General features: G+C 59.6%; 12 protein-coding genes and 1 tRNA gene. All 13 read left to right on the plus strand.

Features of this window, described 5'->3' with window-relative positions:
* The first annotated feature begins 80 nt into the window (after positions 1–80).
* The gene (locus ACPYOJ_RS20970; RefSeq protein ID WP_168829303.1) at positions 81–452 is read left to right on the plus strand and encodes a COG4315 family predicted lipoprotein; all 372 of its coding nucleotides are present in this window, start codon (positions 81–83) and stop codon (positions 450–452) included.
* A 345-nt stretch (positions 453–797) separates the two neighbouring features.
* Positions 798–1,100, plus strand: a complete 303-nt coding sequence (locus ACPYOJ_RS20975; protein ID WP_168829304.1) for a hypothetical protein — start codon at positions 798–800, stop codon at positions 1,098–1,100.
* 292 nt (positions 1,101–1,392) lie between these two features.
* On the plus strand, positions 1,393–2,568 hold the full coding sequence (gene tuf / locus ACPYOJ_RS20980) for an elongation factor Tu (protein WP_039844630.1): 1,176 nt from the start codon (positions 1,393–1,395) through the stop codon (positions 2,566–2,568).
* A gap of 163 nt (positions 2,569–2,731) precedes the next feature.
* Positions 2,732–3,625, plus strand: coding sequence for an NAD-dependent epimerase/dehydratase family protein (locus ACPYOJ_RS20985; protein WP_481417966.1), 894 nt, complete (start codon positions 2,732–2,734; stop codon positions 3,623–3,625).
* A gap of 138 nt (positions 3,626–3,763) precedes the next feature.
* Positions 3,764–3,839 (plus strand) — tRNA-Trp (locus ACPYOJ_RS20990).
* A gap of 187 nt (positions 3,840–4,026) precedes the next feature.
* On the plus strand, positions 4,027–4,227 hold the full coding sequence (gene secE / locus ACPYOJ_RS20995; protein WP_168829306.1) for a preprotein translocase subunit SecE: 201 nt from the start codon (positions 4,027–4,029) through the stop codon (positions 4,225–4,227).
* 17 nt (positions 4,228–4,244) lie between these two features.
* Positions 4,245–4,775: a transcription termination/antitermination protein NusG gene (gene nusG / locus ACPYOJ_RS21000; RefSeq protein ID WP_168829307.1), complete on the plus strand. Its 531-nt coding sequence runs from the start codon at positions 4,245–4,247 to the stop codon at positions 4,773–4,775.
* Positions 4,776–4,951: 176 nt separating this feature from the next.
* Positions 4,952–5,383 carry a 50S ribosomal protein L11 gene (rplK, locus tag ACPYOJ_RS21005; RefSeq protein ID WP_168829308.1) on the plus strand — a complete coding sequence of 144 codons (432 nt, stop codon included), beginning with the start codon at positions 4,952–4,954 and terminating at the stop codon, positions 5,381–5,383.
* Position 5,384: 1 nt separating this feature from the next.
* Positions 5,385–6,083, plus strand: coding sequence for a 50S ribosomal protein L1 (rplA, locus tag ACPYOJ_RS21010; RefSeq protein WP_481417967.1), 699 nt, complete (start codon positions 5,385–5,387; stop codon positions 6,081–6,083).
* A 331-nt stretch (positions 6,084–6,414) separates the two neighbouring features.
* A complete protein-coding gene (gene rplJ / locus ACPYOJ_RS21015; protein ID WP_016553543.1) occupies positions 6,415–6,933 on the plus strand; it encodes a 50S ribosomal protein L10 in 519 nt (172 codons plus the stop codon).
* Between the two features lie 58 nt (positions 6,934–6,991).
* Positions 6,992–7,372: a 50S ribosomal protein L7/L12 gene (gene rplL / locus ACPYOJ_RS21020; protein ID WP_168829310.1), complete on the plus strand. Its 381-nt coding sequence runs from the start codon at positions 6,992–6,994 to the stop codon at positions 7,370–7,372.
* Between the two features lie 258 nt (positions 7,373–7,630).
* Positions 7,631–11,773 (plus strand): DNA-directed RNA polymerase subunit beta, encoded by a 4,143-nt coding sequence (gene rpoB, locus ACPYOJ_RS21025; protein WP_481417968.1) that lies wholly within the window; start codon positions 7,631–7,633, stop codon positions 11,771–11,773.
* Between the two features lie 188 nt (positions 11,774–11,961).
* Positions 11,962–15,440 (plus strand): DNA-directed RNA polymerase subunit beta' (gene rpoC / locus ACPYOJ_RS21030; protein WP_481417969.1); only part of this gene is annotated, 3,479 nt, incomplete at its 3' end.

Raw genomic sequence — 15,440 nt, forward strand, 5'->3', positions numbered from 1 at the left:
TGCTTTCCTAACAGGGCGTTTCTCTCAGTTAGATCGGGCACGACCGGCATTCCGTCGGCACCCCGAACTGGAGAAATCCCATGAGAACGATGTTCATCGCGATAGGTGTGTTATCGGCCCTAACAGGATCGGCTCTCGCAGCCGATCCCGCGAAGATGGTCGACACGAAAATGGGCAAGGCCTTGGCCGACGAAAAGGGTATGGTCCTTTACACCTTCGACAAGGATACCAAAGGCAAATCGAACTGCGACAAGGATTGCCTGAAGAAATGGCCGGCATTCCACGCCGGAGCCAAGGCCAAGGCAGAAGGGGAATGGTCTCTTGTGAAGGCCGCCGACGGCAAGGAAATGTGGGCCTACGAGGGTAAGCCGCTCTACACATATGCCGACGACAAGAAAGCCGGTGAAACGAATGGCGATGGCGTAGGGGGAGTTTGGCACCTGGCCAAATAGCAGGACCGGCGACCATATGGGCGATCTTCGGATCGCCCATATCGCGTGACAGATCTCGAAAACAACAATGGAAAACGCCCGCCTTATTGGCACGGGGCGCTGGTGCAACATGCGACCCCTTCTAACGCGGTCGAAGCTGCCGTTCGATAACGGCGCGTGCAAGCTGTAGGCCCGCCGTCATCGATCTTCAGCACTGTCCCGCGACCTCCGAGACTTCACGCTCCCTGATCAGCGAAGTGTATGCCACGGAGGTCCTTCTCGCGCCGAATTTTAACACCTCTCCAAAATTTGCTTTGAATGCCGTGGGCGCCGCTGCTTAACTAACTCCCATTTGGGGGACCCTCTATGAAAAGCATGATTCTAGCCGGTGCGCTTTTGCTCCCCTCGTCAGCTCTTGCCGTCGAGGCCGTGGAAGTCAATGCTCGCGCTTATAGCTGCAACCAGCTTGCGCAGATCATCCGGCAACAGAAGGCGGTTTTTGTCCGCGTCGGCTTCGGCGGCCGCAGCTTCCGCTATCCACCGGCCCGCTGCAGCCTCGGTGACAAATGGGACACCACCAGTTTGCGTGATGCCGACGGACGCCTGTGCGTCCTCGACTACGCCTGCGTTTACGATCCGGATTCGTTTTACAACAAGATCCCGAAGTAACCGCGCGCGGGCCAGCCGCATCGCGGGTGGCCGTCCTGCAGAATGCAGACTTGCCGATTGACACGGCATATGGAAACGATTCCCGCCGCGCTCCAATTTCCCTTCGCTTTTCAATGATTTTCGGTGTTCCGGAAGCCGGCTCTCTTGCGAGGTGCCGGTCGTCGCCCATATGCGGTTGTAAGCCGGGAAAGGCCTTCGCAATTAGGTCTTGCGGAATTTCGCCGAAAGCCTTAAACGGCGGCACTAAACCGGTTCGCCGGGGTCACCCTTTTCGTTCACAGGAAGCATTCAAATGGCAAAGAGTAAGTTTGAGCGCAACAAGCCGCACGTTAACATCGGCACGATCGGCCACGTTGACCACGGCAAGACGTCTCTGACGGCAGCGATCACCAAGTACTTCGGCGAGTTCAAGGCGTACGACCAGATCGACGCGGCTCCGGAAGAAAAGGCCCGCGGCATCACCATTTCGACGGCGCACGTCGAATACGAGACGGCCAACCGCCATTATGCTCACGTCGACTGCCCCGGCCACGCCGACTACGTCAAGAACATGATCACCGGTGCCGCACAGATGGACGGCGCGATCCTGGTTTGCTCGGCCGCCGACGGCCCGATGCCGCAGACCCGCGAGCACATCCTGCTCGCCCGCCAGGTTGGCGTTCCGGCCATCGTCGTGTTCCTCAACAAGGTCGACCAGGTTGACGACGCCGAGCTTCTCGAACTCGTCGAGCTCGAAGTGCGCGAACTGCTGTCGTCCTACGACTTCCCGGGCGACGACATCCCGGTTGTCAAGGGTTCGGCTCTGGCTGCTCTTGAAGACAGCGACAAGAAGATCGGCGAAGACGCGATCCGCGAGCTGATGGCCCAGGTCGACGCCTACATCCCGACGCCTGAGCGTCCGATCGACCAGCCGTTCCTGATGCCGATCGAAGACGTGTTCTCGATCTCCGGCCGCGGTACGGTCGTCACCGGCCGCGTCGAGCGTGGCATCGTCAAGGTTGGCGAAGAAGTCGAGATCGTCGGCATCCGCCCGACCTCGAAGACGACGGTGACCGGCGTTGAAATGTTCCGCAAGCTGCTCGACCAGGGCCAGGCCGGCGACAACATCGGCGCGCTGATCCGCGGTGTGAACCGTGACGGCGTCGAGCGTGGCCAGATCCTGTGCAAGCCGGGTTCGGTGAAGCCGCACAAGAAGTTCAAGGCCGAAGCCTACATCCTGACGAAGGAAGAAGGCGGCCGTCATACGCCGTTCTTCACCAACTACCGTCCGCAGTTCTACTTCCGCACGACTGATGTGACCGGCATCGTCACGCTGCCGGAAGGCACGGAAATGGTCATGCCGGGCGACAACGTCACGGTTGACGTCGAACTGATCGTTCCGATCGCCATGGAAGAAAAGCTGCGCTTCGCCATCCGCGAAGGCGGCCGCACCGTCGGCGCCGGCATCGTCGCAAGCATCGTCGAGTAATCTTCGACTTATCGTGAATTCAAGAAGCCCCGCTGGAAACAGCGGGGCTTCTCTCGTTCTGGGGCAGGGGCCGCCGGGATTGCGCGGGGGTCTCCTCCATGACCTTGCGCTGCCCCTCAAAGACATTATTTTTGCTCCGAACTCATGCAGCGGAGGAGATTTCATGAAGAAGCGTATTCTTTTTACCGGCGGCTCTGGCAAGGCCGGCCGGCATGTCGTGCCGTGGCTCATCAACGCCGGCTATGACGTGCACAATGTCGATCTTGTTCCGCTCGACAGCCCCGGTGTCACCAACCTGATCGCCGATATCACCGATAGCGGTCAGGTCTTCAACGTATTGTCGATGCATCGCGATTTTCCCGATCTCGACACGGGAGAGGGCGTCAAGGGCTTCGACGCCGTCGTGCATTTTGCCGCCATCCCGCGCATTCTCATCAAGCCGGACAACGAGACCTTCCGCATCAACACGATGGGCACCTACAATGTCATCGAGGCTGCGGTGAAACTCGGCGTGCGGAAAATCATCCTTGCGTCGAGCGAGACGACCTACGGCGTCTGCTTCGCGGAGGGACAGAAGGATTTTCATCAGTTTCCGCTGGAAGAGGACTACGACGTCGATCCTATGGACAGCTATGGCCTGTCGAAGGTGCTGAACGAGAAGACGGCACGCGCCTTTGCCGAGCGTTCCGGTGCCGATATCTATGCGCTGCGCATAGGTAATGTCATCGAACCGCATGAATATGAGAAATTTCGCGGCTTTGTTGCCAATCCCGAGACGCGCAGGCGCAACGCCTGGAACTATGTCGATGCCCGCGATCTGGCGCAGATTGTCCATCTGTGCATCGGGAAGGACGGACTGGGCTTCCAGGTATTCAATGCCGTGAATGACACCGTGACGGCCAACATGCCGTCGAAGGAACTCGCCAGGCGCTTTTTCCCGAATGTGCCCTTTACCCGCGAGATCGGGGAATACGAGGGCTTGCTCTCGAACCGCAAGATCCGCGAAGTCCTCGGCTTCAAGGAAGAGCATGACTGGCGCAAGTACGTGAAGATCTGATCGCAGGGCCATCCGGTGACGCGGGATTGGAAAAATAGAAAAACGCACTTGCCAATCCCGCACTCCCGCCTTAAAGGAGCGCCATGCTTGCACGAAGCGCTTCGGCCGCAAGGTCAAAGGGCTGAATGTAAAGCGTAAAGGGGTATAGCTCAGCTGGTAGAGCGGCGGTCTCCAAAACCGCAGGTCGGGGGTTCGAGCCCCTCTGCCCCTGCCATCTTCTTCGAACGGAAAAGCGCGGACGTTCTCGCAGCGTTCCGGCGGAGAGGGCATATGGCAAATTTCGCTAAACTTCGCATTCCCTCTTGTGAAATTGGGAATTGATGTTTATGTAGGTTCAACAGACACGCGGTGCGTGGGGCTGAGACGTTCAGCTTTACGCGCCGTAATTGCGTGGGCAGTCGATGGCATCCAAATCCAATCCGTTTGCGTTCCTGCAGCAGGTTCGCGCCGAAACGTCCAAAGTTACCTGGCCGTCTCGCCGTGAAACCATGATCTCGACGATCATGGTGCTGGTCATGGTGGTTTTCGCCGCGCTGTTTTTCTTTGCTGCTGACCAGCTGATTGGCTGGGCCCTGAGCTTCGTGCTCAACACCAGCAACTGATCGGGTGGAGATATTAGATGGCGGCACGTTGGTACATCGTCCACGCGTATTCGAATTTTGAAAAGAAGGTCGCAGAAGACATCGAGAACAAGGCTCGTCAGAAGGGTCTCGAGCATCTTTTCGAGAAGATCCTTGTGCCGACCGAAAAGGTGGTTGAAGTGCGCCGTGGCCGCAAGGTCGACAGCGAGCGCAAGTTCTTCCCGGGTTACGTCATGGTTCGTGCGAACCTGACGGACGAAGCCTACCACCTGATCAAGAACACGCCGAAGGTCACAGGCTTCCTCGGCTCCGACAACAAGCCGGTTCCGATTCCGGACTCCGAGGCCGAGCGCATTCTCGGCCAGGTCCAGGAAGGTGTCGAGCGGCCGAAGGCTTCCGTTACCTTCGAGATCGGTGAGCAGGTCCGCGTTTCCGACGGTCCGTTCGCATCGTTCAACGGCACGGTTCAGGACGTGGATGAGGAGCGTTCGCGCCTGAAGGTGGAAGTCTCGATCTTCGGCCGCGCGACCCCGGTCGAACTGGAATACGGTCAGGTCGAAAAGGTCTGATTTTAGCAATCGGACGTCGGTCATTCCTGATTGACGTCTGCGGTGAAAGCCGCAAGCCGCGTGGAAGGTGAGGGGTCTTAGCCGGGCTCTTAAAATCCGCACCACGCAACCGCAGCCGCCGGAGCAGTCCGGCATCCCTGGCCGGGCAACCGGTCATCAATGAAAGGCAGAGAGTTATGGCTAAGAAAGTTGCAGGCCAGCTCAAGCTTCAGGTCAAGGCAGGATCGGCAAACCCGTCCCCGCCGATCGGCCCGGCGCTTGGTCAGCGTGGCATTAACATCATGGAATTCTGCAAGGCGTTCAATGCCGCCACGCAGGAAATGGAAAAGGGTATGCCGATTCCGGTCGTCATCACCTATTACCAGGACAAGTCCTTTACCTTCGCGATGAAGCAGCCGCCTGTCAGCTACTTCCTCAAGAAGGAAGCGAAGATTCAGTCCGGTTCCAAGACGCCCGGCAAGGGCGCTACCGCCGGCAAGCTGACCAAGGCTCAGATCAAGTCGATCGCCGAAGCCAAGATGAAGGACCTGAACGCCGCGGATATCGAAGGCGCAATGGCCATGATCGAGGGCTCTGCCCGCGCCATGGGCCTGGAAGTGGTGGCGTAACATGGCAAAGCTCGCAAAGCGTATTCAGAAGATCCGCGAAGGCGTCGATCCGACCAAGCTGGTCGCGCTGACGGACGCCATCTCGATGGTCAAGGCCCGAGCGATCGCCAAGTTCGACGAGACCGTCGAAATCGCGATGAACCTCGGCGTCGATCCGCGTCATGCTGACCAGATGGTCCGTGGCGTCGTCAATCTGCCGAACGGCACGGGCCGCGACGTTCGCGTCGCCGTTTTCGCCCGTGGCGCCAAGGCCGACGAAGCCAAGGCAGCCGGTGCCGACATTGTCGGCGCGGAAGACCTGGTTGAAATCGTTCAGGGTGGCAAGATCGATTTCGATCGCGTCATCGCGACCCCGGACATGATGCCGCTCGTCGGCCGTCTCGGTAAGGTGCTCGGCCCGCGCGGCATGATGCCGAACCCGAAGGTCGGAACGGTCACCATGGACGTTACTGGCGCGATCAAGGCCTCCAAGGGCGGCGCCGTCGAGTTTCGCGTCGAGAAGGCTGGTATCGTTCATGCCGGTATCGGCAAGGCGTCCTTCGATGCAAAGGCTCTGGAAGAAAACATCCGTGCCTTCGCCGATGCCGTCATCAAGGCAAAGCCGGCTGGTGCAAAGGGCAACTACGTCAAGCGCGTGGCAATCTCTTCGACCATGGGCCCGGGCGTCAAGATCGACCCGTCGTCGGTCACGGCCGCTTAACAAGTTTCATCGGGCGTTTGCCCGGTAGCAAGAATTCCGGCCTCGCAAGGGGCCGGAATATTCCGGAGAAATCCGGAATCCTGTCCGAGATTGCAGGTGGTTTTCCCTTAATCACTTGGCCTGCATGAGACGGGTAAGACCCGAATTGCATGAAGTTCTGCTTCTAGGAATTTGGTTCGAGCCTTGGATGCCTTGTGCCTTCGGCCTTTCTTTGGCGCGAAGCGCGAGGGGACAGGATCCTCAAGCGCCGCTTGGGATCGCTTCTGATCCCGGGAGGCAAAAGGCAACCCGGTGGGGCCCGTCAAAAGGTCCTGCCAACTGGAGATAGGCAGTGGAAAGAGCGGAAAAACGCGAATTCGTCACGGAACTGAACGAAGTCTTCAAGGCTTCGGGCTCGGTTGTCGTGGCCCACTATGCTGGTGCTACAGTCGCGCAGATGAACGACTTCCGTTCGAAGATGCGCGCTGCTGGCGGCACCGTCAAAGTCGCGAAGAACCGCCTGGCCAAAATCGCCCTTCAGGGTACGGAAGCGGAAGGGATCTCTGGTCTCTTCACCGGTCAGACGCTCATTGCATACAGCAATGACCCGATCACCGCTCCGAAAGTCGTCGTGGATTTCGCCAAGACCAACGATAAGATCGTTGTCCTCGGTGGCGCCATGGGAACAACCACGCTCAACGCCGATGCAGTCAAGTCGCTTGCGACCCTGCCGTCGTTGGACGAACTGCGCGCGAAGCTGCTGGGCATGATCCAGACTCCGGCTACCCGTATCGCAGGCGTTGTTGCAGCACCGGCAAGCCAGCTTGCTCGCGTGTTTTCGGCTTACGCCAAGAAGGACGAAGCCGCATAAGGCGGTTTTTTGCTGTTTATAAACAACCGGTTCGAACCGAACAAAAGGAACTGATAAAATGGCTGATCTCGCAAAGATCGTAGACGACCTCTCCTCGCTGACCGTTCTGGAAGCTGCAGAACTGTCCAAGCTTCTCGAAGAAAAGTGGGGCGTTTCCGCTGCTGCTCCGGTCGCTGTTGCTGCCGTTGCTGGCGGTGCAGGCGCTGCTGCTGCTGCTGAAGAAGAAAAGACCGAGTTCGACGTCATCCTCACGGATGCCGGCGCCAACAAGATCAACGTCATCAAGGAAGTCCGCGCCATCACCGGCCTCGGCCTCAAGGAAGCCAAGGACCTCGTCGAAGGCGCTCCGAAGGCTGTCAAGGAAGCCGTTTCCAAGGCTGAAGCCGCTGACATCAAGAAGAAGCTTGAAGACGCAGGCGCAAAGGCCGACGTCAAGTAATCTTGAACTGCATCTGGGAGGCGGTATTTGCCGTCTCCCGTTTGCCGTTTTTATGAACGAATTACCCAAAAGCCGCGTGAAACCGGCTTTTGGGTAATGGGTTCTTCAAGAGCATGGTCTCGAACCGAAGCGCAAGGCAATCCGGCCGTGTGGCTTCGGGATGTGAGACGAGATTGAGATATCCATTGATTGACGGGATCGCCTGGCCAGCGGTTCCCGTCCGTTGCAGGCCCGGATGCAATTTTTGAAGGAGCGACGATGGCTCAGACCCTTTCGTTCAATGGTCGTAGGCGCGTACGCAAGTTTTTTGGTAAGATCCCCGAAGTCGCAGAAATGCCGAACCTCATCGAGGTTCAAAAGGCATCCTACGACCAATTCCTGATGGTAGAAGAGCCGAAGGGCGGCCGCCCTGACGAAGGCCTTCAGGCCGTCTTCAAGTCAGTTTTCCCGATCACGGACTTCTCTGGCGCTTCGATGCTGGAATTCGTGTCCTATGAATTCGAGCCGCCGAAGTTCGACGTCGACGAGTGCCGCCAGCGCGACCTGACCTACGCAGCGCCGCTGAAGGTTACCCTCCGTCTCATCGTGTTCGATATCGATGAGGATACCGGCGCGAAGTCGATCAAGGACATCAAGGAACAGTCGGTCTACATGGGCGACATGCCGCTCATGACGAACAACGGTACGTTCATCGTGAACGGCACCGAACGCGTTATCGTGTCCCAGATGCACCGTTCGCCGGGCGTCTTCTTCGACCACGACAAGGGCAAGAGCCATTCTTCCGGCAAGCTGCTCTTCGCTGCCCGCGTGATCCCGTACCGCGGTTCCTGGCTCGACATCGAGTTCGACGCCAAGGACATCGTCTATGCCCGTATCGACCGCCGCCGCAAGATTCCGGTGAGCTCGCTGCTGATGGCCCTCGGCATGGACGGCGAGGAAATCCTCGACACGTTCTATACGAAGTCGCTCTACAAGCGCGACGGCCAGGGCTGGCGTATTCCCTTCAAGCCGGAAACGCTGAAGGGTGCCAAGGCGATCACCGAGATGGTCGACGCCGACACCGGCGAAGTCGTTGTCGAAGCCGGCAAGAAGCTGACGCCGCGTCTGCTCCGCCAGCTCTCCGACAAGGGCCTCAAGGCTCTGAAGGCGACGGACGACGATCTGTATGGCAACTATCTTGCCGAAGACATCGTCAACTACTCGACGGGTGAGATCTATCTGGAAGCCGGCGACGAGATCGACGAGAAGACCCTACCGGTCATTCTCTCCAACGGTTTCGACGAGATCCCGGTTCTCGGCATCGACCACATCAATGTCGGCGCCTACATCCGCAACACGCTCACGGCAGACAAGAACGAGAACCGTCAGGACGCTCTGTTCGACATCTACCGCGTCATGCGTCCGGGTGAACCGCCGACAATCGACTCGGCGGAAGCCATGTTCAACTCGCTGTTCTTCGATGCGGAGCGGTACGACCTCTCTGCCGTTGGCCGCGTGAAGATGAACATGCGTCTCGACCTCGACGTTGAAGACACCGTTCGCGTTCTGCGCAAGGACGACATCCTGGCCGTGGTCAAGATGCTCGTCGAGCTGCGCGACGGCAAGGGCGAAATCGACGACATCGACAACCTCGGCAACCGTCGTGTTCGCTCTGTCGGCGAATTGATGGAAAACCAGTACCGTCTCGGCCTGCTCCGCATGGAGCGTGCGATCAAGGAACGTATGTCCTCGATCGAAATCGACACGGTCATGCCGCAGGACCTGATCAACGCGAAGCCGGCAGCTGCCGCCGTCCGTGAATTCTTCGGCTCCTCGCAGCTGTCGCAGTTCATGGACCAGGTGAATCCGCTTTCGGAAATCACCCACAAGCGTCGTCTATCGGCTCTTGGCCCGGGTGGTCTGACCCGCGAGCGCGCAGGCTTCGAAGTCCGCGACGTTCACCCGACCCACTACGGCCGCATTTGCCCGATCGAAACGCCTGAGGGACCGAACATCGGTCTGATCAACTCGCTTGCGACCTTCGCCCGCGTCAACAAGTACGGTTTCATCGAAAGCCCGTACCGCCGCATCGTTGATGGCAAGGTGACGAACGACGTGCTTTACCTCTCCGCCATGGAAGAGGCGAAGTACTACGTCGCGCAGGCGAACGCCGAGCTTGGCGCCGACGGTTCCTTCACCGACGAATTCGTCGTTTGCCGTCATGCGGGCGAAGTTATGCTCGCTCCGCGCGACAGCATGAACCTGATGGACGTTTCGCCGAAGCAGGTTGTTTCGGTTGCTGCCGCTCTCATCCCGTTCCTGGAAAACGACGACGCCAACCGCGCTCTCATGGGCTCGAACATGCAGCGTCAGGCCGTTCCGCTGCTGCGTGCTGAAGCTCCGTTCGTCGGCACCGGTATGGAGCCGGTCGTTGCCCGCGACTCCGGCGCTGCTATCGGCGCCCGCCGTGGCGGCGTGGTCGACCAGGTCGACGCGACGCGTATCGTTATCCGCGCGACTGAGGACCTCGAAGCCGGCAAGTCCGGCGTCGATATCTACCGCCTGCAGAAGTTCCAGCGTTCGAACCAGAACACCTGCGTCAACCAGCGCCCGCTGGTCACCGTCGGTGACGTTGTCAACCGCGGCGACATCCTCGCCGACGGTCCGTCGACGGACCTGGGCGATCTCGCTCTCGGCCGCAACGCGCTCGTCGCGTTCATGCCGTGGAACGGTTACAACTACGAAGACTCGATCCTGCTCTCCGAGCGTATCGTTGCCGACGACGTGTTCACCTCTATCCACATCGAAGAATTCGAAGTGATGGCGCGTGATACCAAGCTTGGTCCGGAAGAAATCACGCGCGACATTCCGAACGTTTCGGAAGAAGCGCTGAAGAACCTCGACGAAGCCGGCATCGTTTACATCGGCGCCGAAGTTCAGCCGGGCGATATCCTCGTCGGCAAGATCACGCCGAAGGGCGAAAGCCCGATGACGCCGGAAGAAAAGCTTCTGCGCGCCATCTTTGGTGAAAAGGCTTCCGACGTCCGCGATACGTCCATGCGTATGCCGCCCGGCACCTACGGCACGATCGTCGAAGTGCGCGTCTTCAACCGCCACGGCGTTGAAAAGGACGAGCGTGCGATGGCGATCGAGCGCGAAGAAATCGAGCGTCTCGCAAAGGACCGCGACGACGAGCAGGCGATCCTCGACCGTAACGTCTACGGCCGTCTGGTCGACATGCTGCGCGGCCAGGTCGCGATCGCCGGTCCGAAGGGCTTCAAGAAGGGCACCGAACTTTCGAACGCCGTCGTTTCCGAATATCCCCGCTCGCAGTGGTGGATGTTCGCGGTCGAGGACGAGAAGGTCCAGAGCGAGCTCGAAGCTCTCCGTGGCCAGTACGACGAATCCAAGTCGCGCCTTGAACAGCGCTTCATGGACAAGGTCGAGAAGGTCCAGCGCGGCGACGAAATGCCTCCGGGCGTCATGAAGATGGTGAAGGTCTTCGTTGCTGTTAAGCGCAAGATCCAGCCAGGCGACAAGATGGCCGGCCGTCATGGTAACAAGGGTGTCGTGTCGCGCATCGTTCCGGTCGAAGACATGCCGTTCCTCGAAGACGGTACGCATGTCGACGTCGTTCTGAACCCGCTCGGCGTGCCTTCGCGCATGAACGTCGGCCAGATCCTCGAAACGCACCTCGGTTGGGCTTGCGCCGGCATGGGCAGGCAGATCGGCGAGATGATCGAAGCCTACAAGGCAAGCGGCAACATTGAACCGCTCCGCAAGACGATCGGCGACGTTGTCGGCGACGGTCCGAAGGCCGAACAGGTCCAGGACTTCGACGATGACTCGGTCCTGCGTCTTGCCGACCAGTGGAAGCGCGGCGTTTCGATCGCAACGCCGGTCTTCGACGGTGCGCATGAAGGCGACGTCAACGAGATGCTGCGTCTTGCAGGTCTCAAGGACTCCGGCCAGTCGACGCTTTACGATGGCCGTACGGGCGAGCAGTTCGACCGTCAGGTGACCGTGGGCTACATCTACATGCTGAAGCTCAACCACCTGGTCGACGACAAGATCCACGCCCGTTCGATCGGTCCGTACTCGCTAGTTACCCAGCAGCCGCTGGGCGGCAAGGCGCAGTTCGGCGGTCAGCGCTTCGGCGAAATGGAAGTCTGGGCTCTGGAAGCATACGGCGCAGCCTATACGCTACAGGAAATGCTGACGGTGAAGTCGGACGACGTTGCCGGCCGCACCAAGGTCTACGAAGCCATCGTTCGTGGCGACGATACGTTCGAAGCGGGTATTCCCGAAAGCTTCAATGTTCTCGTCAAGGAAATGCGCTCGCTCGGCCTCAGCGTCGAGCTGGAAAACTCGAAGGTCGAGGATTCCCAGCAGGCGAGCGCGCTGCCGGACGCAGCCGAGTAACCACTTGATAGGGTGTGCGCTGTAAGGCGGCGCACACCGTTCCCGCCGAGGCCCCGTAGTGTGTCGGCCGGGCAGGGACGTTTCTGCCGCATTTTGCGGTTATTGTCGTTTTACGCGTTGGCGCGGTTCCCGGGATTTGCCGCTGACCATCGCAAGCTAAGGGCGCTTCGCCCACAAAGGAGACAGGCATGAACCAAGAGGTCATGAATCTTTTCAATCCGCAGGTGCCTGCACAGAATTTCGACTCCATCCGGATTTCGATCGCCTCTCCGGAGAAGATTCTCTCCTGGTCTTACGGTGAGATCAAGAAGCCGGAAACCATCAACTACCGCACGTTCAAGCCGGAACGCGACGGCCTCTTCTGCGCGCGCATCTTCGGGCCAATCAAGGACTACGAGTGCCTGTGCGGCAAGTACAAGCGCATGAAGTACAAGGGCATCATCTGCGAAAAGTGCGGCGTCGAAGTCACGCTGTCGCGCGTTCGCCGCGAGCGCATGGGCCATATCGAGCTCGCCGCCCCGGTTGCCCACATCTGGTTCCTGAAGTCGCTGCCGAGCCGCATTTCCACTCTGCTCGACATGACGCTGAAGGATGTCGAGCGCGTTCTCTACTTCGAAAATTACATCGTCACGGAGCCCGGCCTCACCGCGCTCAAGGAGCATCAGCTCCTGAGCGAAGAAGAGTACATGATCGCCGTCGACGAATACGGCGAAGACCAGTTCACGGCCATGATCGGCGCTGAAGCCATCTACGAGATGCTGGCCTCGATGAACCTCGAGAAGATCGCTGGCGATCTGCGCTCCGAGCTTGCCGACACCACGTCGGACCTCAAGCAGAAGAAGCTGATGAAGCGCCTGAAGATCGTCGAGAACTTCATGGAGTCAGGCAACCGTCCGGAATGGATGATCATGAAGGTCGTTCCGGTGATCCCGCCGGATCTGCGTCCGCTGGTCCCGCTCGACGGCGGCCGCTTCGCGACGTCCGACCTCAACGATCTCTATCGCCGCGTCATCAACCGCAACAACCGTCTGAAGCGCCTGATCGAGCTTCGTGCGCCGGGCATCATCATCCGCAACGAAAAGCGCATGCTGCAGGAATCTGTAGACGCGCTGTTCGACAACGGCCGCCGCGGCCGCGTCATCACCGGCGCCAACAAGCGTCCGCTGAAGTCGCTGTCCGACATGCTGAAGGGCAAGCAGGGCCGCTTCCGCCAGAACCTGCTCGGCAAGCGCGTCGACTATTCCGGCCGTTCGGTCATCGTGACCGGTCCGGAGCTGAAGCTGCACCAGTGCGGCCTGCCGAAGAAGATGGCGCTCGAACTCTTCAAGCCGTTCATCTACGCCCGTCTCGACGCCAAGGGTTACTCCTCGACCGTCAAGCAGGCGAAGAAGCTCGTCGAGAAGGAAAAGCCGGAAGTCTGGGATATCCTCGACGAGGTCATCCGCGAGCATCCGGTTCTGCTCAACCGCGCACCGACGCTGCACCGCCTGGGCATCCAGGCCTTCGAACCGACCCTGGTCGAAGGCAAGGCGATCCAGCTGCACCCGCTCGTCTGCACGGCCTTCAACGCCGACTTCGACGGTGACCAGATGGCCGTTCACGTGCCGCTGTCGCTCGAAGCCCAGCTCGAAGCCCGCGTGCTGATGATGTCGACGAACAACATCCTGCACCCGGCAAACGGCGCACCGATCATCGTTCCGTCGCAGGACATGGTTCTCGGCCTGTACTACCTCTCGATCATGAATCAGAACGAGCCGGGCGAAGGCATGGCCTTCTCCGACCTCGGCGAACTGCATCATGCTCTCGAAAGCAAGGTCGTCACGCTGCACACCAAGATCCGCGGCCGCTTCAAGACGGTCGACGAGGATGGCAAGCCCGTCTCCAAGATCTACGAGACGACTCCTGGCCGCCTGCTGATCGGCGAACTGCTGCCGAAGAACCACAAGGTGCCGTTCGACATCTGCAACCAGGAAATGACCAAGAAGAACATCTCCAAGATGATCGACACGGTCTACCGTCATTGCGGTCAGAAGGACACGGTCATTTTCTGCGACCGCATCATGCAGCTCGGCTTTGCTCACGCGTGCCGCGCCGGCATTTCGTTCGGCAAGGACGACATGGTCATTCCGGAAACCAAGGCAAAGATCGTTGGCGACACCGAAAACCTGGTCAAGGAATACGAGCAGCAGTACAACGACGGTCTGATTACCCAGGGCGAAAAGTACAACAAGGTTGTCGACGCCTGGGGCAAGGCTACCGAGAAGGTCGCCGAAGACATGATGGCCCGCATTAAGGCCGTCGAGTTCGACCCGAACACCGGTCGCCAGAAGCCGATGAACGCCATCTACATGATGTCGCACTCGGGTGCCCGTGGTTCGCCGAACCAGATGCGCCAGCTGGGCGGCATGCGCGGCCTCATGGCCAAGCCGTCGGGCGAAATCATCGAAACGCCGATCACCTCGAACTTCAAGGAAGGCCTGACCGTCAACGAGTACTTCAACTCGACGCACGGCGCCCGTAAGGGGCTGGCAGACACCGCCTTGAAGACGGCAAACTCGGGCTACCTGACCCGCCGTCTTGTCGACGTCGCGCAGGACTGCATCGTCAACTCCGTTGATTGCGGCACCGACAAGGGCCTCACCATGACCGCCATCGTCGATGCCGGTCAGGTCGTTGCTTCGCTCGGCGCACGTATCCTCGGCCGTACGGCTCTCGATGATATCGATCATCCGGTCACCGGCGAGCGTATCGTCGATGCCGGCAAGATGATCCTCGAGCCCGATGTCGCCGAAATCGAAAAGGCCGGCATCCAGTCGATCCGTATCCGTTCGGCACTGACCTGCGAAATCCAGACGGGTGTCTGCGCCGTTTGCTACGGTCGCGACCTCGCGCGCGGTACGCCGGTCAACATGGGCGAAGCGGTCGGCGTCATCGCCGCTCAGTCGATCGGCGAGCCGGGCACGCAGCTTACCATGCGTACGTTCCACCTTGGTGGCACGGCAACCGTGGTCGACCAGTCGTTCCTGGAAGCCTCGTATGAGGGTACGGTTCAGCTCAAGAACCGCAACCTGCTGCGCAACTCGGAAGGCAGCCTCGTTGCGATGGGCCGCAACATGACCGTCCAGATCCTGGACGAGCGTGGTGTCGAGCGCTCCTCGCAGCGCATTGCCTATGGTTCGAAGTTGCACGTCGACGAAGGCGACAAGGTCAAGCGCGGTCAGCGTCTGGCAGAGTGGGACCCCTACACCCGTCCGATGATGACGGAAGTAGCCGGTACCGTTCAGTTCGAAGACGTTGTCGACGGCCTCTCTGTCCTCGAAGCGACCGACGAATCGACCGGTATCACCAAGCGTCAGGTTATCGACTGGCGTTCGACCCCGCGTGGTTCGGACCTCAAGCCGGCAATCGTCATCAAGGACGCCAGCGGCAATGTCATGAAGCTGTCACGCGGTGGTGACGCGCGCTTCCTGCTCTCGGTCGATGCGATCCTGTCGGTCGAGCCGGGCACGAAGGTGTCGCAGGGTGACGTGCTTGCACGTTCGCCGCTCGAAAGCGCCAAGACCAAGGACATCACCGGTGGTCTGCCGCGCGTTGCCGAACTGTTCGAAGCTCGTCGTCCGAAGGACCACGCCATCATCGCTGAGATCGATGGTACGATCCGCCTCGG

This window comes from Rhizobium sp. SVR5-9E (genome assembly GCF_056755095.1).

What these genes read in the sequence shown, in the direction of transcription:
- secE (WP_168829306.1), top strand. Translation starts at nt 4,027, where the DNA reads ATGGCATCCAAATCCAATCCGTTTGCGTTCCTGCAGCAGGTTCGCGCC.
- rplK (WP_168829308.1), top strand. Translation starts at nt 4,952, where the DNA reads ATGGCTAAGAAAGTTGCAGGCCAGCTCAAGCTTCAGGTCAAGGCAGGA.
- ACPYOJ_RS20970 (WP_168829303.1), top strand. Translation starts at nt 81, where the DNA reads ATGAGAACGATGTTCATCGCGATAGGTGTGTTATCGGCCCTAACAGGA.
- ACPYOJ_RS20975 (WP_168829304.1), top strand. Translation starts at nt 798, where the DNA reads ATGAAAAGCATGATTCTAGCCGGTGCGCTTTTGCTCCCCTCGTCAGCT.
- rpoB (WP_481417968.1), top strand. Translation starts at nt 7,631, where the DNA reads ATGGCTCAGACCCTTTCGTTCAATGGTCGTAGGCGCGTACGCAAGTTT.
- rplL (WP_168829310.1), top strand. Translation starts at nt 6,992, where the DNA reads ATGGCTGATCTCGCAAAGATCGTAGACGACCTCTCCTCGCTGACCGTT.
- nusG (WP_168829307.1), top strand. Translation starts at nt 4,245, where the DNA reads ATGGCGGCACGTTGGTACATCGTCCACGCGTATTCGAATTTTGAAAAG.
- ACPYOJ_RS20985 (WP_481417966.1), top strand. Translation starts at nt 2,732, where the DNA reads ATGAAGAAGCGTATTCTTTTTACCGGCGGCTCTGGCAAGGCCGGCCGG.
- rplA (WP_481417967.1), top strand. Translation starts at nt 5,385, where the DNA reads ATGGCAAAGCTCGCAAAGCGTATTCAGAAGATCCGCGAAGGCGTCGAT.
- tuf (WP_039844630.1), top strand. Translation starts at nt 1,393, where the DNA reads ATGGCAAAGAGTAAGTTTGAGCGCAACAAGCCGCACGTTAACATCGGC.